We start from the raw sequence: 20,100 nt of genomic DNA, 5'->3' as shown, positions 1-20,100 counted from the left end.
CGTCAACGCAATCGTGACGCCAATGGTAGCGCCATAATATCGCACAGACTTCAGCGGAATGGATGAGAAAACGGGCTGCCGTGTCAGGCAAAGAGGCGCCGCGACCGTGGAAAGCAGCGCGGCCATGGACAGGCTCAGGACAACAGGCCCAGACGCCGGGCCCGCTCCAGATCCTTCGGGTAATCCACGTCCCAGAGCATCGGCAATAGTCGTGGCTGACAATGGGCGGACAGCGCCGCCAGGGTATCGGCCAGGGTGTGATCGGTACTCATCGCCACATGGCGGAACAGTGGCTGGCGCCAGAGCGCGGCATCACTGCCGCCCAGCAAGACGAACCCGCCATCCTCGCTGGGGCCCAGTACCACCGGCGCCTGTCCCAGGGTATCCGCGGCTTCCCGCAGATAGTCGGGGCTCATCGCGGGACAGTCGCTGCCCACCAGCAACACTCTATCCGCCCGCGCCAGCCCCCAGGCCATGGCCCGCTCCATGCGCTCGCCCAGATCCGCCCCTTGCTGGTAGTCGATGTCCAGCCCGAGCTCCCGCGCCCGGCGCTCGGTCGCGGCCTCCGCACGGTTTAGCATCAGCACCGCCGGGCCGGGAAACGCCGCCGCCAAACACAGCGTCCGGTCCAGCAGCGCCTGGTGAGCCGCCAGCGCGGCGTTCTCTCCCAAGGAAGCCGCCAACCGGGTTTTCACCTGCCCCGGCTCTGGCGCCTTGGCGAAGACCAACAGCAACGTGCTCTCGCCTTTATCCCGGGTCACGCCCGCCCTCCCGCTCTGGAGCGGCTTCACCATCGTCATGGTCGCGATAATAGATTCGGTGCAGTTCGGCCGGGTCGGCGCCACGCCAATAGCGCCAGCGCAAGCGCCACATCAGCCATACCGTCCGCAGCACACCGTGTTGCTGCCAGCGGCGACTGTCCACCACCATTCTGGGACGTAAACATAACGGCTTGCCGTGGCGGCGCAGGCAGGCACTCAATGCCACGTCCTCCATTAACGGCTGTAACGGAAAGCCACCCACATCGAGAAACAAAAGGCGATCCACGAAGATCCCCTGATCGCCAGTGGCAATACCGGTCCAGCGCGAGCGCAGATTCATGGCGCCGCCGATGATCGGAAAGAGTGGATGGCGGCCTTTGAGACGGACATCGAACCGCCCCCACAACGGCCCCTCCGGCAAATAACGCAATGCCGCCGGTTGCCCCCGCCGCATGCCGCTGTCAGCGTGGAGGAACCAGAGCAGATCGCCGCAGGCCCGTTCAGCGCCGAAGTTCATCTGACGGGCCCGGCCACGATCGCAGTGCAGGACCTTGTCCGCGACCTCCTCCGCCACCGACACGGTCTCGTCGGTGCTGGCACCGTCCACCACGATGATCTCATCCTGATCCCACAGATGTCGGCGCAGCTTCGGCAGCAGCCACCGTAAACGGGGGGCTTCATTGAGCACCGGAATCACCACGCTCAAACGCCGCGTCACGCCAGCGCTCCACCGCAGCTGCTACCGGCGCCGGCGGTGCAACCATAACAATGATCCGCCACGTACACCGGTTCTCCGTCCTTGTCGTCCTGTAGCATTTCCCGCAGATGTGGATGACGCCCGGTGCCACCCTGAGCCAGGCCCAGCATCTGGTTGAAATCGCAATCGTACAGGTAACCCTGATAATCCACGCTCAGGGTATTCCGGCACATCACGTCGTCCAGGTTGGCCGGATTGTGGTTGCTACGCAGCAGCTGCATATAATCATCGAACTGATGGTGGGCCAGCAGCACCGAGCCGAACCGGCTGATCGGCATGTTGGTGATGGTCAGCAGGCGATTGAAGTGAATATCGAAACGGACCGCCAGCTCGCGCTTGTAGTCCTCCTGCAAACCGGCCTGCGGTGGTGGCAGGTGAGCCCCCACCGGGTTGTACACCAGGTCCAGAATCAGGGACTCGCCACCATAACCCATCCGGTTGAGCCGACGGATCGCCTCGATGCTGGCCGCATAGACTCCCTTGCCCCGCTGCTTGTTGACGTTCTCTTCCAGATAGCAGGGCAAGGACGCCACCACCTGCACGCCCTGTTCCGCCAGGAAAGCCGGCAAATCTTCATAGCCGGGTTCCAGCAGGATGGTCAGATTGCAGCGGTCGATCACGGTGACACCCAGCGTCCGTGCTTCCTGGACCAATCGCCGAAAGTGAGGACTCATTTCCGGCGCACCGCCGGTCAGATCCAGGGTCTCGATGTGTCCCCGCCGCAGCACCTCGATAACCAGGTCGGCGGTCTCCGCGGACATCATCTCCGTGCGCGTGGGACCCGCGTTCACGTGGCAATGCACGCAGCTCAGATTGCACCGATAGCCCAGATTCACCTGCAAGATGGTGGTCCGCCGCCGATGTAGCGCGGGGAAATCGGTGCCGCTGCGTACCAGTAACGCGCGACTGTCTCTCATGATCAGCTCCTGTCCGTTGTTCTACTGTAATGGACGCACGGATAAGGAAAACGTTACGTCAAAAGACACGACAAAGGCGAATTCGATACAGAAGAGGGGAAATGGCGCCCCGGAGACGATTTGAACGTCCGACCTAGCGCTTAGGAGGCGCTTGCTCTATCCAACTGAGCTACCGGGGCATTGAAAGGAGGCATTGTACCGGCCTGAAACCGCAGTGCCAGTAGCAAGGAGCAAGACTCTCTGTGGAGGCGCTTACTCACCCTCCGGGCACCGGCCACGCGGCGGTATCCGCGTGGCGTGACGGCGGCCGGCGCAGGGCGCCGGAAGGCCCCGCCCTCACCCAACTGAGCTACCGGGGCAGAAGAACGGCATTGTACCGGCCTGAACGGCTCGTGCCAGCCCATATGCCCATTCGCCGCAAAGCAGCGAATCCAGGAAGGCAACCATTGACATCTCATGCTTCCTCATCAAATATTCAATAAATCAATTGAATATTGCTCCATTAAGCAGGAACCACTGCCATGACCGAGATTTTCGAATTCGTCATCCGCACGCTGTTGATCGGCATCGGGGCCACGGCGATAGCGGATGGCTATGCCCTGGCCGCCCGGCGTTTGCTGGGTATTCCGGCGCCCAACTGGGGACTGGTGGGACGCTGGGTGGGGCATCTGCCTCGTGGTCGATGGATTCATGACAGCATCGCCAAGGCCCCTGCCATCACCGGTGAAACCGCACTGGGGTGGCTTACCCACTATCTCATAGGCGTTGGTTTCGCTGGGCTGCTGCTGGCACTGGCGGGGTTATCCTGGGCCAGGGAGCCATCCTTATGGCCGGCGCTGCTGTTCGGCGTGCTTACCGTGGCGGCACCTCTGTTGATTCTGCAGCCGGGCATGGGCGCTGGCGTGGCGGCGTCGAAAACACCGAACCCGAATCAGGCCCGTCTTCGCAGCCTGATCAATCACACCGTATTCGGTATCGGCCTGTTTCTCTCCGCCTGGCTGGGGGCTTTGATTCTATCCTCGCCATGACCACTGCCCGCCTCCGTGGATGACGTTTTACCTTTGTTGCCTTTACGCATCACGGTGGGCGATTCTAGGGTCAACAAGAACTGATCAAGGAAAGGATCCACTCATGAAAGCACTCAGCATCATCATTCTGATCCTGGATATTTTCGCCATCGTGAAAATCCTGCAATCCGGCGCCGAGGTACCACAAAAGGCCTTGTGGATCGCGCTGGTGGTCATCCTGCCGCTGCTTGGTCTGATTCTCTGGGCCCTGCTGGGACCGGGCTCTCCGGTGAAAAAATAACCAGGCCGGGGTCAGCCCCCCAACCCCAGATTCAGCAACAGCTGGTTGTCACGGCTGAAAAGCCAGAACACCACGCTGGCCAGAGACACCATCTGGAACTGCATGTGCTGCCGCCGTCCCCGTAACCAGGCTTCTGGCCAGTGTTCGCGGATGGCGGCCACCTTCTCCATCAGAAACAACAACATCACGGCGACGATCATCAGTAGTGCGGCGATCAATGCCGGCACGAACGGCGTGGCGCTGGCCAGCAACCACAACAGCAATACCGCCGGCGTCAGTGTCGCTTCCTCCCTTTGAACCTCCGCCCCCAGATACAATCCCGAGGGCAGCAACAGGAAAATCGCCACCAGCAAGGGCACCAGTGGTAACCAGCCGTGCGCCACCGCCGGCGCCGGCAGCCAGATCCCGGTGGCCACCGCCACCACCAGCAGACCATGCAGGAATTGCAAACGAATCAGGGTAACCAGATGGGCGGGCAGTTCCGCATCCCGGGGCAGACGCATGAGGGCTCCTCTCAGTGCTCTCAGAGATAGGGTTCCAGCATATGGGCCAGGGCATTGCGCACATTGCGCCAGCCTGCCATGGCCTGGAAGTCGGCATCGTCCATGCGCCTGGCGCCGGCGATCCGGCCGTCGATCAGAGTGTTGACCTGTTCCGCCAGGGGACCATCGTAGCATTCCAGATCGAACTCGAAGTTCAGCCGCAAACTGCGCGCATCCCAGTTCCCCGAGCCAAGCTGTACCCAATGGCCGTCGACGGTCATCACCTTGCTGTGATCGAACGGCGGAGCGGAAAGATACAGATGCGCGCCACCGCGCACCAGCCATTTCAGCGCGTGAATACTGGCCCACTGCACCAGACGCAGATTGTTCTTGCGCGGCACCACCAGCTCCACCTTGACCCCCTTCAGCAGCGCCAGTTGCAGAGCCGCCATCAAGGTCTGGTCAGGGACGAAATAAGGCGTGACGATACGGATCTCCCGTTCCGCCGAGCCGATGGCGGCGAACAGAGTCAGGCGACGCTTGTCGAAATCGGCGTCCGGCCCGGCGCTGATGCCACGGGCGCGCACCGTTCCCGGCGCCTGCTGTCCCTGGTATTCCGCCGTCAGATTCTCGCCACAGGTGAACATCCAATCCGCCGCGAAGGTACGCAGCAGATGCGCCACCACCGGCCCTTCCAGACGGGCATGCAGGTCGTGGGTCCGGGCCGGCTCCCGCACATAGCCGGCACGCACATTCATGCCGCCGGTAAAGCCCAGGGTATGATCGACGATCATCAATTTACGGTGATTGCGCAGGTTCATGTAAGGCATGCGCCACGGCGCCACCGAGTGCAGGAACCGCTCCACCCGTACTCCGCCCTTGCGTAAACGGCGGGTCACCGAGGGCAAGGAGTACAAAGCGCCGACGCCATCCAGCAAGACTCTCACCTGCACGCCACGGGCGGCGGCCCGTGTCAGTGCCTCCACCAAGGGCTTGCCGGCCGCATCGTTGCCGAAGATATAGGTGGCCATGAAGACGCTGTGCTGTGCTTCATCCACCGCCTGTGCCATCAAATGCAGGGCCTCGCGGGCCTCATGCATGGTGACGCGATTGCCGGCGGTCAGAGGCAATCGCGTCAGGCGCCCCACCAACCGCGACAGCACACGCAATTGCGGTGCCTGCACCGTGTCCTCGGCAACCGATTCCGTGCTCTCCAGCGTATCGATGCCGCCGCCGGTAAGCTGCCGGGCACGGCGCTGGATACGATTGACCCCAAGCAACAAATACAGCAGAGCACCCAGAAACGGCACCAGCCAGACCAGGCCGGTCCAGGCCGCGGCGGCCCGGGCATCCCGCTTGTGCTGGGCCACATGCACGGTCACCCAGACCGCCAGCCCCACGCCCACCGGCGCGACGATCGCCAGCCAGAACGCCTCCAGCCAGGCGGAGGCCTGCTCCAGCCACAGCAAAGCCGTGTGTAAAAAGTCGCTCACGTCATCGCCTCGCTCGTAATTACCCCGGGCCGGGGCCGCAATCCCGGGGAAACATAGCATATTGACCGGCCCGGGGCTTGCGCCCGTGATTTTGCTCTTTTATTTTCAATAACTTACAATCGTCGTCCGTTTTTCACCCTCCGCGTCCAACAGGCGCACCGGGTCGGAATCTTCCACCCATTTGAAGTGCCATCATCGCCCGGTCATCCGTACCCGCGATCATCGGCAAACTCCAGGATCGGCCTCGCCGGTCACTCTGAAAGCAGAAACCTGCTGGTCCCTTGACCAGTGTACCGACGCGTTTGCGGCGTCGGCACGGCATGAGGAACACAAGCATGCAAGAAACCAACACCGTGATACCGCTGCGCGAGCATCACGACACCGACTTCGGCGAACCTCGTCGCTTCAAGGTGTATACCGCCCGCCAGTTGGACAAGATCGAGCCGCTCCAGCGGCTGGACGAGGAAGCCCGTTTCGCCATGGACGTGGTCGCCAGCGTCCTGCCCTTCCGGGTGAACGAGTATGTCATCGAGGAACTGATTGATTGGGACAAAGTCCCCGACGACCCGATCTATCAGCTCACTTTCCCGCAGAAGGATATGCTCGCGCCGGAACACTTCGAGCGGGTGGCCAACGCCATGCGAAGTGGCGACAAAGACATCCTGAACCAGGCCATCGCCGAAGTCCGCGAGGCGCTCAATCCACACCCCGCCGGACAGATGGAACACAATATTCCGGAAGTGGACGGCGAGCGCATCAATGGCCTGCAGCATAAGTATGATGAAACCGTGCTGTTCTTCCCCAGCCAGGGTCAGGTGTGCCACAGCTACTGTACTTTCTGCTTCCGCTGGGCCCAGTTCATCGGCGACAACGATCTCAAGATCGCGGCCAAGGAAGCGGGACAACTGAAGAAGTACATTCAGGCGCATCCGGAGATCACCGACGTGCTGATTACCGGCGGCGATCCGCTGGTGATGAAGACCAAGAATCTGCGCGCCCACATCGAACCGCTGCTGGAACTGGAACAACTGCGCACCATCCGCATCGGCTCCAAGGCGTTGACATTCTGGCCATACCGTTTTGTTTCCGACAATGACGCCAACGACCTGCTGGACCTGTTCCGGGAAGTGACGGCGGCCGGCAAGCACCTGGCGCTGATGGCGCACTATAACCACTGGAAGGAACTGGAACCGTCCATCGCCCGGGAAGCGATCCGCCGGGTTCGTGCCACCGGTGCCCAGATCCGGGCCCAGGGGCCCCTGCTGGCGCACATCAACGACAACGCCGATGACTGGGCACGCCTGTGGCAAACCCAGGTGGAGCTGGGCGTGGTGCCCTACTACATGTTCGTGGAACGGGACACCGGAGCCCGTCACTATTTCGAAGTGCCGCTGGCCAAAGCCTGGCGGATTTACCGGGACGCCATGAAACAGGTATCCGGCCTGGCCCGCACCGCGCGCGGACCGAGCATGTCCAGCCATCCGGGCAAGGTGGAGATCCAGGGGGTAACGGAGATCCACGGCGAAAAGGTGTTCGTGCTGCGTTTCATCCAGGGCCGCAACCCGGACTGGGTGCAACGGCCTTTCTTCGCCAAATACAACGGCGAGGCCACCTGGCTGAACCATCTGGAACCGGCCTTCGGCGAAGAGAAATTCTTCTTCGAGGATGAACTGGCCGCGATGGAGAGCTGAGCCGCCCAAACATCGCGCAGAGTTGCCTTCCAGAGGCCGCTACAACGCCACTGTGGGAGCTTGCCTGCAAGCGAATTGGGCTTCCGGGCCCCAAAGATTCGCTTGCAGGCAAGCTCCCACAGCGGCTTCGTGGCCCCTTCCATACCAACGATCGATGTTATGGGAGGCAGAAAGGCCTTTGTACAGACCTGTCGCGATATTGTTTCGTCGACAACCAACGAGATCAGTCTGTCACAACAACGCCGCCAGCCGCGCCAGACCTTTTTCCACCCGATTGTCCCAACGCACCGCGCAGTTCAACCGCAAGCAGGACGAGAACTTGTTGCCGGTGGAGAACAATGATCCCGGCGCGAAACTCACCCCCTCCTGCAAGGCCTGTTCCGCCAGCACCGTGGTATCGATCTGCCCGGGCAGTTCCACCCACAGTACGAACCCACCCGCCGGACGGCTGATCCGGGTCCCATCCGGAAACAACTGCTCCACCCGCGATGTCATTCGCGCCACCGCCTTGGCGTGTTCGCCGCGCAGCTGCCGCAGGAAGCGGTCGTAATGGCCCCGCTCCAGATAGCGCGCCATCGCCAGTTGCGAGGCCGTCGCCACCGATACCGTATTGATGAACTGCAGATACTCGGCGCGCCGCTGCTGACCGCCAGGCACCAGCCAGCCCACCCGCAGCCCCGCGGACAGTGTCTTCGAAGACGACGCACAATAGTAAACCAGCCCATCCCGGTCCCAGCTTTTCACCGGCCGCGGGCGCGGCCCGAACAGCGGCAGATCACCGTAAATATCGTCTTCCACCAGAGGCACGCGATGTTGGCTCAACAATGACAGCAACGCTTGCTTGTCCTGATCGGAAAGACACGATCCCAAAGGATTGGCGAAGTTGGTGACCAGCACGCAGGCTTTCACCGGCCAGCGCTCCAGCGCCACGGCCAACGCCTCCAGGGAAATCCCCTGCCGCGGGTCGGAAGGAATCTCGAGTGCTTTCAGTCCCAGCGATTCCAGCACCTGCAGCAGCCCGTAATAGGTGGGCGATTCCACCACCACCGTATCACCGGGTTTGGTCAGCAGCTTCAGTGCGATGGTCACTGCCTCCTGGCAACTGTTGGTGATCAGCACCTGGTCCGGCGACACCGGACATTGCAGCGCCACCAGACGACGGGCAATGGCCTGACGCAGTTCCAGGGCGCCCGGAGGAAATTCATACCCGACACAACGGCGCCGCTGCTCCCGCAGTACCGAATGGAAGGCCCGCTCGATCGCCGTTACCGGCATGAAATCCGGATCCGGCACCGCCGCCCCGAAATTCACCAGCGACGGATCATTGACCGCCTGAATCAGCTCCAGCACCCGGTCCTGGCCACTCACCGCCCTGGGCCGGGTAGTGGCGCGACGCATTCGCGGCGCATCGAAACGGGCCGGCGGCCGCGACACGTAATAACCGGATCGGGGGCGCGCCTCCAGCACACCACGCTGTTCCAGTTCACGGCAGGCGCTCACCGCCGTGGCCACGCTGACATTATGCTGATGACTCAATCTGCGCACCCCCGGGAGGCGCTGGCCAACGTCATAGACACGCTTTTCAATCAGCGCCTGCAACTGGTCGGCCAGTTGGTGATAAAGGGTCATGCCAGCGTTCTCCATTTCAGGCGACGTGCTCGGGCAGTCCACATCACTGGCACAGATGGCCCAGATCAAAACTGTACCGGTTCAAATTGATGTTTTTATATCTGTACCCCCAACCCCGCGCAAGCTTAATCTGGCCGTCCTTAGAGTCTGTTTAAGAAGGTCACATGGGATATTGGGAAACATTACTGCCCCTGGCCGGATTCGTGACGGTGATGACCGGCACCCCCGGCCCCAACAATCTGATGCTGATGGCCTCCGGCGCCAACGCCGGATTCCGCCGCTCGCTGCCGCATATCATGGGCATTCTGGTTGGCTGTCAGATTCTGCTGTTGTGCGTGGCACTGGGGCTGGGGCAACTGCTGACCCGCTTTCCGCAGCTGTCGCTGACACTGCGCGTTCTCGGCCTGCTGTTTTTGCTCTATCTGGCCTGGCAGTTGGTACGGCACCGTCATACGCCTCTGCGTGGCGATCACCGCGGCGCGCCACTGACGTTCTGGCAGGCCGCCCTGTTCCAATGGGTCAATCCCAAAGCCTGGATGATGATGGTCACCGCCGTGGCCACCTATACCGATCCGGTGCATTTCTCCGCCAGCCTGACGCTGGTGGCATTGTGTTTCTTCTTTCTCGGACTGCCGCTGATTTCACTGTGGAATCTTGGTGGCGTGGCCCTACAGGGCTGGTTGCAACACGGGCGGAGACTGGGCCGCTTCAATCTGGCCATGGCGGCCTTGCTGTTGCTGTCGCTCTACCCCACTTTCATGTCGTGATGCCAAGGCCCGCCGCCTGACGTACACTGGCCTGATCGTCGAATCAGTCCTGGGAACCTGGCATGCAAAACGGCCTGATGGTGCTGCACAGCAACCGTCTGGAAACGCTGACCGATCTGCTTATCGAGTGGCTGGGACGCTATCCGCTGGCGCCGCTGGAAACGGAAACGGTGCTGGTGCAATCCAACGGCATGGCGCAATGGCTCAAGCTCAAACTGGCCGCGCCCGACGCTCTCGGCATCGCCGCCGGCACCCGCTTTCAAATGCCCGCCCGCTTTCTTTGGAGCGCCTACCGCACCGTGCTCGGCGAAGATCGGGTGCCGCGCACCTCACCGTTCGATAAGTCGAGACTGCTGTGGCGGCTCTACCGGCTGCTGCCGATATTACTGGATGATGATCGCTTCGGCCCGTTGCGTCATTTTCTGGCCGACGACACCGACGGCCGCAAACGCCACCAACTGGCGGAACGATTGGCCGACCTGTACGACGCTTATCAGGTCTACCGGGCGGACTGGCTGGCGGACTGGGAACAGGGAGAGGATCGATTGCGGCGTTCCGATGAACGGGCGCTGTTCGATGACTTTCCGGAAAGCCAGCGCTGGCAGGCACATCTGTGGCGAGCGGTACTGGCGGACATGAACGAAACGCAAACCGCTCTCAGCCGCAGCGCCATTCACAATGCCTTCGTTTCCGCTCTGCGCAACGGCGAGTGTCCTCCGGGGTTGCCGCGCCGGTTGGTGATATTCGGTATCAGCGCCCTGCCGCAACAAGGATTGGAGGCACTGGCGGCCCTCAGCAGCCATTGTCAGATCCTGATGTTGGTACAGAATCCCTGCCGCCATTACTGGGCGGATATCGTCGAGGACCGGCATCTGCTGCGCCGGCAGTTGGAGCATCGCAAACGGCATCTGACCGCCCTGCCGGAAAATCGCGTCAACCCGCTGCTCGCCGCCTGGGGCAAACAGGGCCGGGACTTTATCGGTTTGCTTTACGACCACGACGATCCAGACAGCTACCGCGCCGCCTTCCACAATCAAATCGATCTGTTCGAAGACAGCGAGCCGGAGACGCTGCTGCAACAATTGCAGCATGACATTCTCGAACTGGAACCACTGCCCGAACGCGACCAGCGCCCTGCTCTGCGGGCGGACGACTCACTGCAATTCCGTATCGCCCACAGCGCCCAGCGGGAAGTGGAGATTCTTCAGGACGCACTGCTGGAAAGGTTCGCACACGACCCGGACCTCAAGCCGCGCGACGTCATCGTCATGGTGCCGGACATCGAGGCCTACGCGCCGCACATCGATGCCGTGTTCGGCCGCCTGGATCCCGGCGATCCCCGCTACCTGCCCTATACGCTCAGCGACCGCAGCGCCGGCGCCGCCTCGCCCCTGGCCCAGGCGGTGGAGGCGGTATTGCATCTGCCGCAATGGCGCTTCACTGCTTCGGATATTCTCGATCTGCTCGACGTGCCGGCAGTGCGACGCCGCTTCGGCATCGAAGAGAGCGCCTTGCCGCAACTGACGCAATGGATCGAACAGGCCCGCATTCGCTGGGGGCTGGACGCGGAACAACGGCACAGTCTCGACGTTCCCGGCTTCGAACAAAACAGCTGGGCGTTTGGTTTGAAACGGATGCTGGCCGGCTATCTGCTCGGCGACGCCCCGGCCTGGCGCGGCATCGAGCCGCTTGACGAGGTGGCGGGCCTGGGCGCGGAACTGGCCGGCCGGCTGGCGCGTCTGCTGGACACCCTGCAACGGCATTGGCGGGCGATGCGCGAACCCGCCGACGTTCAACAATGGCAGGCCCGTTTCACCGCCCTGCTGGACGATCTGTTCGCACCGGACAGTGCCGAGGACCAAGCCCTGGATGCCGGTCTGAGGGACGCCCTCAGTGATTGGCTGGCGGCCTGCGAGGAAGCGGACTTCGCCGGCCCCCTGCCGCTGACCGTGGCGCGCCGGCCGCTGCTGGATGCCCTTAATGCCGAGAGCCTGTCACAGCGTTTCATGGCCGGGCGCATCAATTTCTGTACGCTGATGCCGATGCGTGCCATCCCCTTCCGGCATGTCTGCTTGCTCGGCATGAAGGACGGCGACTACCCCCGCCAACAGCAACCCATGGACTTCGATCTGATGCGGCAATGGGGGCGCTACCGTCCCGGCGACCGCTCGCGCCGCGACGACGATCGCTATTTGTTTCTGGAGGCCCTGCTCAGCGCCCGCGACGGCCTGTACATAAGCTGGACCGGCCGTAATGTCCGTGACAACAGTGAACGGCCGCCGTCGGTGCTGGTGGCGCAGTTGCGCGACTATCTCAATCAGCGCTGGCGGAGCGCCGATAACGGTCGTGATGTGGCGGACCAGTTGACCGTGCAGCATCCGCTGCAACCTTTCAGCCGCCGCTACTTTGATGCCGACGATAATCTGACCACCTACGCCGATGAATGGCGCCCCCTGCACGCCCACGACGAAACGACAGGGGAAGACAATCCCTTGCCGCTGCCACCGCTGGAAAACAATGAGCCGGTCAGTTGCGCCGCGCTCGGGCGTTTTCTCAAGCAGCCGGTGGCCCACTTCTTCGAGCAAAGACTGAAAGCCCAGCTCCGACAGGACAGCCATAACCTCGACGACACCGAGCCGTTCAGTGTGCAGGGGCTGGAGCGCTGGCAGTTGCAGGACCAGTTGCTCGGCGAGGCACTGCGCGCCGGGCCGGACCAGGCCGGCGAGGCCATGCGCGCCACGCTGGAACGCCTGGCCGGCAGTGGCGCGTTGCCACTGGCGCCTTTCACCGAGGGCAGCCGCGCCACCTTGCTGATGCCGTTGCGCCGCCCCCTGCAGCAGTACTTCCTGTTGCTGGCACAAAGTGGCGCGCTGCAACCGCAACAGGAAATCCAGCTCGACGCCGGCGGCCTGCCGCTGGAAGACTGGCTGGTGGACCTGCGCGGCGAGGCCTCCCAGCCGCGACGGCTGGTACTGAAAACCAGCCGTCTGCAAGGCTCTCTGGAGAAGCTGACCACCGACTGGGTCATACACCTTGCCGCCTGCGCCAGCGGCCACGCCCTGACCACGCAAATTCAGGGACAGGACGGCCTGTACAGCCTCGCGCCAATGGACCCGGCCACCGCGCGGGAACGGCTCGACGCCATCGGCCGGGCCTGGCAGCAGGCCCTGTGCGAACCGTTACCCATTGCCTGTGCCACCGCCTTCGCCTGGCTGGCCGGAGAGGAAAAAGACAAAGGCGAGGCCGAGGCCCGCAAGGCCTTCGAGCCTGGTTTCAACAGCGACGGTGAACAATTCCGGGAACCGGCCATCGCCCGTGCCTGGTCCGGCTTCGACGCCATGTTGGCGGTGCGGCATGACGACAAGCCGGCCTTCCGTCACTGGACCGAACAGCTCTACGCGCCGCTCTACCAACAGGCGCAATGGACTGAACAGGGAGGGCCGGTCGCATGAGCCAGCCACGCCCGCTGCCGCTCACTTTCCCATTGCACGGCACGCGCCTGATCGAAGCCAGTGCCGGCACCGGCAAGACCTTTACCCTGGCGGCCCTGTATCTGCGGCTGGTGCTGGGGCACGGCGGCCAGGCCGCGTTCCGCCAACCCTTGCTGCCGCCGGAAATCCTGGTGGTGACCTTCACCGAAGCCGCCACCGAGGAACTGCGGGAGCGAATCCGCGACCGGCTTGCGGAAGCGGCGCGGGTGTTCGCCGACCCCCAGGCGCACAAACCCGATGTCATTCTCCAAGGTTTGCTGGACGACTACGCCGACGACGAGCAACGCCGCCATTGCGCGCAACGGTTGAACGCCGCCGCCCAGTGGATGGATGAAGCCGCCATTTACACCATTCATGGTTTCTGCAACCGCATGCTCAAACAACATGCGTTCGATTCCGGCAGTTTGTTCAGCCTGGAACTGCAGGAAGACGCCAGTGACGAACAGCAGCTCGCCGCTTGCGACTACTGGCGTAACGTCATAGCAGGGTTCCCGGTGAGCGCCGCCAATGCACTGCAAGCCAGCAAGCTGGGCCACCCGGAAGCCCTGCTGGCGCAATGCCGTCCGCTGCTGGGCCTCGGTGGCACCGATCCCGACACGCTGCCGGAAAGCGTACAACGCTGGCTCGATGCTAGTGGCCCGCAAGCGGCGCTGGAGCAAAGCGCTCGCGCCACCCTCAACGCCGAGTTGCCGGCGCTGTTCGACTGGGTGCGCAGCGCCCGCGACAACAAATGGCTCAACGGCAACAGTTACCGCGCCAGCAGCCTGCCCGGCATGCTGCTGACTCTGGAACGCTATGCCGCCGGCGAGGTACTGAGCGACAAGGACTACGACACTCTCTCACGCTTCTCCACAACGGGCATGAAGCTGACCAAGAAAGGCGAGGAACATCGCCCCGGCTTCGCCTTTTGTGATCAGCTGGATCAGGTCCTGGAGCAACGGGAACAAACAGCGTTGCCGCGCACCGACCTGCTCGCCCACGCCGCCGCCTGGATCGGTAAACGAGTGGACCGGATGCGCCGGCAAACCGCCACCATGGGGTTTGACGATATGCTGAGCCGTCTCCACGGCGCCCTGCATGGCGACAACGGAGCGCGGCTGGCGCAGGTGATCCGGGATCAGTTCCCGGTGGCGCTGATCGACGAATTCCAGGACACCGATCCCACCCAGTACGGCATTTTTTCAGCGTTGTATCAGCACCGCGACGACACCGGCTGGTTCATGATCGGCGACCCCAAGCAGGCCATCTACGCCTTCCGCGGCGCCGACGTGTTCACCTACCTGCAAGCCCGGCGCGCCACCGAAGGGCATCACTACACCCTGGGCCGGAATTTCCGTTCGGCGACGCCGATGGTGGCGGCGGTGAACCGCTTGTTCGAGTACAGCCAGGACACCCACGGCGATGTCTTCATGATGGACAACGCCATTCCTTTCGAAGCGGTGGAAGCCCAGGGGCGCAAGGATACGCTGCTGGTGGACGGCGAAATAAAATCCGGCGTCACGCTCTGGGTGGAAGACAGCGACAAAGCCATTTCCTCCGGCGTGTATCGGCAACACCAGGCAGCCCGTTGCGCCACCGAGATCACCCACCTGCTCAACGGTGCCGGACAAGGTGTCACCGGCTTCCGCGAGGGCCAGCGCTTCACGCCTTTGCGCCCCCGTGATATCGCCGTGCTGGTGCGTGATCGCACCGAGGCCAGGGCCATTCGCGACGCCCTGCTCGCCCGGGGCGTGCGCAGCGTTTACCTGTCCGACCAGGACTCCGTGTTCGCGCAACCGGAAGCCCAGGATCTTTTGTTGATTCTGCGCGCCTGCGCCAGCCCGGAATCCGATGTGCGCGTGCGCAGCGCCCTGGCCTCCGGCACCCTGTCATTGCCCTACCAGGAACTGGACCGTATCAATCGGGATGAGGTGCGCTGGGAAGCCATGGTCAATCGCTTCCACGGCTATCGCGAACAATGGCGGCAACAGGGTGTGTTGCCAATGTTCCGGGGACTGCTTATGGACTTCTCGGTGCCGGCACGGTTGCAGCGCAGTCTCGACGGGGAGCGCGCCTTTACCAATCTGTTGCACCTTGCCGAGCTGCTGCAACAGGCCGCCACCCAGTTGGACGGCGAGCAGGCCTTGATCCGCTATCTGGAGGACACCGTCAACGATCAGCGCGGCAGCAACAACGACAGCATTCTGCGCCTGGAAAGCGACGATGACCGGGTCAAGGTGATCACCATTCATAAGTCCAAGGGCCTGGAATACCCGGTGGTCTATCTGCCCTTCATTTGCAGTTTCCGCGCGGCGGAAAAGAGCAAGCCGCCCCTGCGTTATCACCGTAAGGGGCAGGACAACGCCCATCTCGTCGTCTCACTGGAACCGGACGACGACATCGAACGTCTCGCCGATCACGAGCGTCTGGCCGAGGACATGCGATTGCTCTACGTGGCGCTGACCCGGGCCTGTCACAGCTGCACCCTGGGCCTGGCGCCCTATGCCAAGGGCCGCGCCCAACAAAACCAGCTGCCACGCAGCGCCATCGGCCGGCTGTTGTTCGGCCCCCAGGGCGTGGCCAATGATCAATTGCTGGCCGCGCTGGGCCCTTTGAGCGACGACGCCATCACGGTAATACCCGCGCCGCCCGGCAATGACGAGGTCTATCAGCCGGTCAATACGGTGGTCCGGCTGCGCGAACCGGAAATTTTTCCCAGACATCCGCGCACGCCCTGGTGGATCGCCAGCTACAGCGCCCTGCGACAAATGGAAGAACCGCTCTCTCCCGCCGACGCCCGCGCCGATCAACTGGCGGAAACCGAACCGGAGCCCGTGCAGAAACCGATGATGGAAACCGCCACCGCGGGGGTGCACGCGTTTCCCCGCGGCGCCCTGCCCGGCACCTTGCTGCACGATTTGCTGGAGCATGCCGCCAACCAGGGATTCCGGACCTGTCTGGACGCCCCGGAAGAGATGGACAAAAGAGTCCGCCAGCAACTGGAAGCCCGCCACTGGCAAGACCACAACACCACAGTAATGCAATGGTGGCGTCGGACTTTGACGACGCCCCTGCCGCTACAACAGGGACGGATACGTCTGGCGGACCTGGATCGGCCGGTGGCGGAAATGGAATTTCTGCTGCCCGCCGAACAGGTGCCGGTGACACGGCTGGATGCGCTGATCCGCGAGCATCTCTATCCCGGACAGCCACGGCCGCGCCTGGAAGCCGATACCCTGAACGGCATGCTCAAGGGCTTCATGGATCTGGTGTTCGAGCACAGGGGCCGCTATTACGTGCTGGACTATAAATCCAATTGGCTTGGTCCGGACGATGACGCCTATGGCGACGACGCTTTGATCGAGGCGTTGCTGGAGCATCGTTACGAAGTGCAGTACGCGCTGTATCTGCTGGCGCTGCACCGTTTACTGCGCAGCCGCCTCGGTAACGACTATCATCCGGATGCCCATCTGGGGGGCGCCGTCTACGTCTTTCTACGCGGTCTCGGCGCGCCCTCCGCCGGCACCGTTTTCAGCGCCGCGCCGACCGCGCTGGTGGAAGCTCTGGACCGGCTGTTCCTGGGAGACGCTCATGCGAAGTGATGGACAGGGCGATCTGTTCGCCGCCGTCGACTGGCAAGATGCCCTGGAGCAAATGCGCGATCAAGGGCAGTTACGGGATCTGGATGTGGCGGTGGCGCGGTTTCTGCACCAGCAGGCTCCGGACGCTGATCCGGCGGTCCTGGTGATCGCCGCGCTCACCAGCGCGCAGCTGGCGGCGGGACATCTGTGCCTGGACCTGGACGAACCGGAGTTGGCCCAACGACTATGGCCTGCCGGCATGCCGGACAGTCTGGTGCCAATATTGCCGCCGGACCCGCCACGGTGGCACGCGCTGCTGCAAGCCAGTGAACTGGTTGGCGAGGGCCCCGGTCAGCCCCTGGTGCTGGACGGTTCCCGTCTCTACCTGCACCGCAACTGGACCCAGGAGGTCAAGGTCGCCGACTTGCTGCTGGCACGGCTACGGCACGAACCCTCCACTCCCCCGGGCGACACTCTGGCGAAGCTGTTCGTCGACGGCGATGACGAGGTGGACTGGCAACAGGTGGCCTGCGCCCTGGCCACCCGTGCCCGCCTGACAGTGATCACCGGCGGCCCCGGTACCGGCAAGACCACTACCGTGGTGCGTCTGCTGGGTTTGCTGCAAAGCCTGGCGCTGGAACAGGGGCACGCCCTGCGTATTCGTCTGGCCGCTCCCACCGGCAAGGCCGCCACCCGGCTGACACAGTCCATCGGCGATCAGGTGGCGCGGCTGCCGCTGCCGGAAACCGTTCGCTCAGCCATTCCCACCGAGGTCAGCACCCTGCACCGTCTGCTCGGTACCCGTCCTGACAGCCGCCGCTTCCGTCATCATCGCCATAACCCACTGCACGCGGATCTGGTGGTGGTGGACGAAGCCAGCATGATCGACATGGAAATGATGGCCAGTCTACTCGACGCCCTGGATGCCAACACCCGGCTGGTGCTGCTGGGCGACAAGGACCAACTGGCCAGCGTGGAAGCCGGCGCGGTGCTCGGTGACCTTTGCCGCGACGCCGAGCAGGGCGGCTACGACGAGGCCACGGTGGACTTCATTCAACAGAGCTGCGGCGCCGACCTGACCGCCTGGCGCGGTGAAGGCGGCCCATTGGCGCAACAGACCGCCATGCTGCGGCGCAACTGGCGCTTCCGCGACAGCCCCGGCATCGGTGCATTGGCCCAGGCGGTGAATCAAGGTGATAGCCGGAGTGTCGCCAGCGCTTTCCGGCAACATACGGATCAACTGCAACGTGTGGATCTGCGCCGCGATCCCCATTATCCGCACCGTTTCCTGATCGACGGCACGGCCTCGCATCCGGGGTTGAAAACGCTGCTCCTCGAAGCGGCCAACACACCGGACAGGGACGAACTGGATAGCTGGGCCGCCCGGCTGCTGCTCCGGTTAACCGAGCGGCAGTTGTTGAGCGGCTTGCGTGGCGGCCCTTTCGGCGTCATCGAGCTGAATCAGCAACTGACCCGGCAACTGCACCGGCAGGGTCTGGCGGACGAGCACGAATGGTATCCGGGTCGTCCGGTAATGCTTACCCACAACGATTACCAGCTTGGTCTGATGAACGGCGACGTTGGCCTGACCCTGGCCCACCCGGATGGCCTGAGAGTGGCATTTCCGTTACCGGATGGCCGCATCAAGTGGGTATTGCCGAGCCGACTGGGCGGCGTGGAAACGGTCTACGCCATGACCGTGCACAAATCCCAGGGCTCGGAGTTCCGACATACGCTGCTGATTCTGCCGGACCGGCCGCATCCACTGCTGACCCGGGAGTTGATCTATACCGCCGTGACCCGGGCGCGGGAAACCTTCACCCTGCTCGAATGCGGCCCGGGCACGGTGCTGAATCACGCGGTCGCCCGTCGCACCTGGCGCGCCTCCGGACTGTGGCAGCGATTGAACAGGGAGTACGGACACTAACGTATCGCGGCCCATTATCCTCTGAACAAAAAAAGGGCGGCTTACGCCGCCCTCTCTGGTCACACCGGACATCCCTGTCCGTTCAGACGCTTACTCCTTGAACTGCGGTTCGGACTGCTCGGTATCGACGAAGATTTCCGCGCGACGATTCCGCGCCCGACCTTCGCGAGTGTCGTTGGATTCCGCCGGGCGGGTTTCACCGAAGCCCTTGGTGGTGATCTTGGAACCATCCACTTTGTAATCCTGGATCAGACGATCCTTCACCGCCTGGGCACGACGCTCGGACAGACCCTGGTTGTATTCCGCCGGGCCGGTGCTGTCAGCATGGCCTTCCACGCGGATGGAACCGCTTTCGCCTTTGTTCAGGTTGTCCGCGGCCTGACGGACTTCGTCATTGAACTGGGCGCCGATATCCGCTTTGTCGAAGCCGAAGTAAATCACGTTCATGCTCTGATCGCTGACCGTGTCGTATTTCTGACAACCGCGCTCATCCACCACGGCACCGGCCGGGGTATCCGGGCAGGCATCGCGATCATCCGGCACGCCATCGCCGTCCTGATCGCCAATCACCGGTTCCGGCTCCGGTTCCGGCGCGGCATGAGCGGCGCTTACACCGAACAGAACGTTAACCGCGGCGTAAACCTGGCCGGTCCAGAAATCCCGATCCGCCGCATAGGCCTGGCGGGTGCCCAGATCCAGCAGGATGCGATCAGCGAAGGCGCGCTGAATACCAACTTCCACCCCGGTCATGAAGGCGTGCTGCTTATCGCCTTTATCGCCGGTAGCGTTGTCGTTGAGGCTTTCCAGTACCAGGTCGCCCATGTTGAAACCGGCATAGGGTTCAAAACCCAGGAAGCTGGTGCCGTTCATGTGGTAACGCAGGCTGGCGAAATAGCTCTGCACATCCCAGCGGGCGCCGGAATCGTAATCGCTTTCCACGTCACCATCGGCTTCTTCGTACCAGGCCTGGATGGACCAGTTGGGGTTGAAGCGCCAGCCAAGCTGGCCGCCATAGAACCAGTTGTCTTCACCGCCATCGACGTCTTCACCGAAGGCTTCGTTGTCGTAAAAGAAATAATGGCTGGCGTTGGCGCCGATGTACCCATAAGTGTCCGGTACGTTTTCGGCGAAGGCAGGGGCGGCAATCATCATCGGGGAGATGAACGCCGCTGCGAGCAATCTTTCTTTCATGGCAAGCTCCTATCGGTACAAATCGATCCACAATGGGATCAATGTAGAGCCGCCATCGTCTGATGAGGATAGACAAACGTAAATATTGTGGAAAAGTGGAACTTTTTTTACCTCATCTAACATTCC

The 20,100-nt window shown here is 62.8% G+C and carries 14 protein-coding genes and 1 tRNA gene; 7 read left to right on the top strand and 8 right to left on the bottom strand.

The window, feature by feature from the left end; genetic code table 11:
- Positions 1-134: 134 nt before the first annotated feature.
- From CRO06_RS04765 to CRO06_RS04750, 4 genes are all read right to left on the bottom strand, one after another.
- Entirely contained in the window at positions 135-761 is a 627-nt protein-coding gene (locus CRO06_RS04765; protein WP_022995281.1) for a TIGR04282 family arsenosugar biosynthesis glycosyltransferase, read from the bottom strand.
- Positions 748-1,479 (bottom strand): TIGR04283 family arsenosugar biosynthesis glycosyltransferase, encoded by a 732-nt coding sequence (locus CRO06_RS04760; protein WP_022995282.1) that lies wholly within the window; start codon positions 1,477-1,479, stop codon positions 748-750. The genes CRO06_RS04765 and CRO06_RS04760 overlap by 14 nt, the downstream gene beginning before the upstream one ends.
- Positions 1,476-2,435: an arsenosugar biosynthesis radical SAM (seleno)protein ArsS gene (gene arsS, locus CRO06_RS04755; RefSeq protein ID WP_022995283.1), complete on the bottom strand. Its 960-nt coding sequence runs from the start codon at positions 2,433-2,435 to the stop codon at positions 1,476-1,478. The genes CRO06_RS04760 and arsS overlap by 4 nt, the downstream gene beginning before the upstream one ends.
- A gap of 102 nt (positions 2,436-2,537) precedes the next feature.
- Positions 2,538-2,614: transfer RNA gene (locus CRO06_RS04750), tRNA-Arg, on the bottom strand.
- Positions 2,615-2,956: 342 nt separating this feature from the next.
- Here CRO06_RS04750 and CRO06_RS04745 point away from each other — a divergent pair.
- Positions 2,957-3,463, top strand: a complete 507-nt coding sequence (locus CRO06_RS04745; protein ID WP_097057839.1) for a DUF2938 domain-containing protein — start codon at positions 2,957-2,959, stop codon at positions 3,461-3,463.
- A 103-nt stretch (positions 3,464-3,566) separates the two neighbouring features.
- Positions 3,567-3,743 carry a PLDc N-terminal domain-containing protein gene (locus tag CRO06_RS04740; protein ID WP_022995285.1) on the top strand — a complete coding sequence of 59 codons (177 nt, stop codon included), beginning with the start codon at positions 3,567-3,569 and terminating at the stop codon, positions 3,741-3,743.
- Positions 3,744-3,754: 11 nt separating this feature from the next.
- Here CRO06_RS04740 and CRO06_RS04735 read toward each other — a convergent pair whose 3' ends face one another.
- Both CRO06_RS04735 and CRO06_RS04730 read right to left on the bottom strand, forming a co-directional pair.
- Positions 3,755-4,246, bottom strand: coding sequence for a hypothetical protein (locus CRO06_RS04735; RefSeq protein WP_097057838.1), 492 nt, complete (start codon positions 4,244-4,246; stop codon positions 3,755-3,757).
- Positions 4,247-4,266: 20 nt separating this feature from the next.
- On the bottom strand, positions 4,267-5,718 hold the full coding sequence (locus CRO06_RS04730) for a phospholipase D-like domain-containing protein (RefSeq protein WP_022995287.1): 1,452 nt from the start codon (positions 5,716-5,718) through the stop codon (positions 4,267-4,269).
- Positions 5,719-6,053: 335 nt separating this feature from the next.
- Here CRO06_RS04730 and CRO06_RS04725 point away from each other — a divergent pair, with 335 nt between their 5' ends.
- The gene (locus CRO06_RS04725; protein ID WP_097057837.1) at positions 6,054-7,409 is read left to right on the top strand and encodes a KamA family radical SAM protein; all 1,356 of its coding nucleotides are present in this window, start codon (positions 6,054-6,056) and stop codon (positions 7,407-7,409) included.
- 231 nt (positions 7,410-7,640) lie between these two features.
- Here CRO06_RS04725 and CRO06_RS04720 read toward each other — a convergent pair whose 3' ends face one another.
- Positions 7,641-9,038 carry an aminotransferase-like domain-containing protein gene (locus CRO06_RS04720; protein WP_022993681.1) on the bottom strand — a complete coding sequence of 466 codons (1,398 nt, stop codon included), beginning with the start codon at positions 9,036-9,038 and terminating at the stop codon, positions 7,641-7,643.
- A gap of 164 nt (positions 9,039-9,202) precedes the next feature.
- Between CRO06_RS04720 and CRO06_RS04715 the strand changes: the two genes are divergently transcribed.
- The 4 genes from CRO06_RS04715 to recD all read left to right on the top strand — a co-directional run bounded on the left by CRO06_RS04715 (position 9,203) and on the right by recD (position 18,783).
- Positions 9,203-9,805: a LysE family translocator gene (locus CRO06_RS04715; protein ID WP_022993680.1), complete on the top strand. Its 603-nt coding sequence runs from the start codon at positions 9,203-9,205 to the stop codon at positions 9,803-9,805.
- A 62-nt stretch (positions 9,806-9,867) separates the two neighbouring features.
- Positions 9,868-13,257: an exodeoxyribonuclease V subunit gamma gene (recC, locus tag CRO06_RS04710; RefSeq protein ID WP_097057836.1), complete on the top strand. Its 3,390-nt coding sequence runs from the start codon at positions 9,868-9,870 to the stop codon at positions 13,255-13,257.
- The gene (gene recB / locus CRO06_RS04705; RefSeq protein WP_097057835.1) at positions 13,254-16,877 is read left to right on the top strand and encodes an exodeoxyribonuclease V subunit beta; all 3,624 of its coding nucleotides are present in this window, start codon (positions 13,254-13,256) and stop codon (positions 16,875-16,877) included. The genes recC and recB overlap by 4 nt, the downstream gene beginning before the upstream one ends.
- Positions 16,867-18,783, top strand: a complete 1,917-nt coding sequence (gene recD, locus CRO06_RS04700; protein ID WP_097057834.1) for an exodeoxyribonuclease V subunit alpha — start codon at positions 16,867-16,869, stop codon at positions 18,781-18,783. Before recB ends, recD begins: the two co-directional genes overlap by 11 nt.
- A 90-nt stretch (positions 18,784-18,873) precedes the next feature.
- Here the strand turns inward: recD and CRO06_RS04695 are convergent, their stop codons facing one another.
- Positions 18,874-19,974: an OmpA family protein gene (locus tag CRO06_RS04695; protein WP_097057833.1), complete on the bottom strand. Its 1,101-nt coding sequence runs from the start codon at positions 19,972-19,974 to the stop codon at positions 18,874-18,876.
- Positions 19,975-20,100 lie beyond the last annotated feature (126 nt).

It is taken from the genome of Alloalcanivorax xenomutans (assembly GCF_900217905.1).
Classification (GTDB): Bacteria; Pseudomonadota; Gammaproteobacteria; order Pseudomonadales; family Alcanivoracaceae; genus Alloalcanivorax; species Alloalcanivorax xenomutans.
Note: the sequence above shows the minus strand (reverse complement) of the source record. Positions and strands in the feature narration are given on the sequence as shown.

What these genes read in the sequence shown, in the direction of transcription:
- CRO06_RS04735 (WP_097057838.1), bottom strand. Translation starts at nt 4,246, where the DNA reads ATGCGTCTGCCCCGGGATGCGGAACTGCCCGCCCATCTGGTTACCCTG.
- CRO06_RS04740 (WP_022995285.1), top strand. Translation starts at nt 3,567, where the DNA reads ATGAAAGCACTCAGCATCATCATTCTGATCCTGGATATTTTCGCCATC.
- recB (WP_097057835.1), top strand. Translation starts at nt 13,254, where the DNA reads ATGAGCCAGCCACGCCCGCTGCCGCTCACTTTCCCATTGCACGGCACG.
- CRO06_RS04715 (WP_022993680.1), top strand. Translation starts at nt 9,203, where the DNA reads ATGGGATATTGGGAAACATTACTGCCCCTGGCCGGATTCGTGACGGTG.
- recD (WP_097057834.1), top strand. Translation starts at nt 16,867, where the DNA reads ATGCGAAGTGATGGACAGGGCGATCTGTTCGCCGCCGTCGACTGGCAA.
- arsS (WP_022995283.1), bottom strand. Translation starts at nt 2,435, where the DNA reads ATGAGAGACAGTCGCGCGTTACTGGTACGCAGCGGCACCGATTTCCCC.
- CRO06_RS04695 (WP_097057833.1), bottom strand. Translation starts at nt 19,974, where the DNA reads ATGAAAGAAAGATTGCTCGCAGCGGCGTTCATCTCCCCGATGATGATT.
- CRO06_RS04725 (WP_097057837.1), top strand. Translation starts at nt 6,054, where the DNA reads ATGCAAGAAACCAACACCGTGATACCGCTGCGCGAGCATCACGACACC.
- CRO06_RS04720 (WP_022993681.1), bottom strand. Translation starts at nt 9,038, where the DNA reads ATGACCCTTTATCACCAACTGGCCGACCAGTTGCAGGCGCTGATTGAA.
- recC (WP_097057836.1), top strand. Translation starts at nt 9,868, where the DNA reads ATGCAAAACGGCCTGATGGTGCTGCACAGCAACCGTCTGGAAACGCTG.
- CRO06_RS04745 (WP_097057839.1), top strand. Translation starts at nt 2,957, where the DNA reads ATGACCGAGATTTTCGAATTCGTCATCCGCACGCTGTTGATCGGCATC.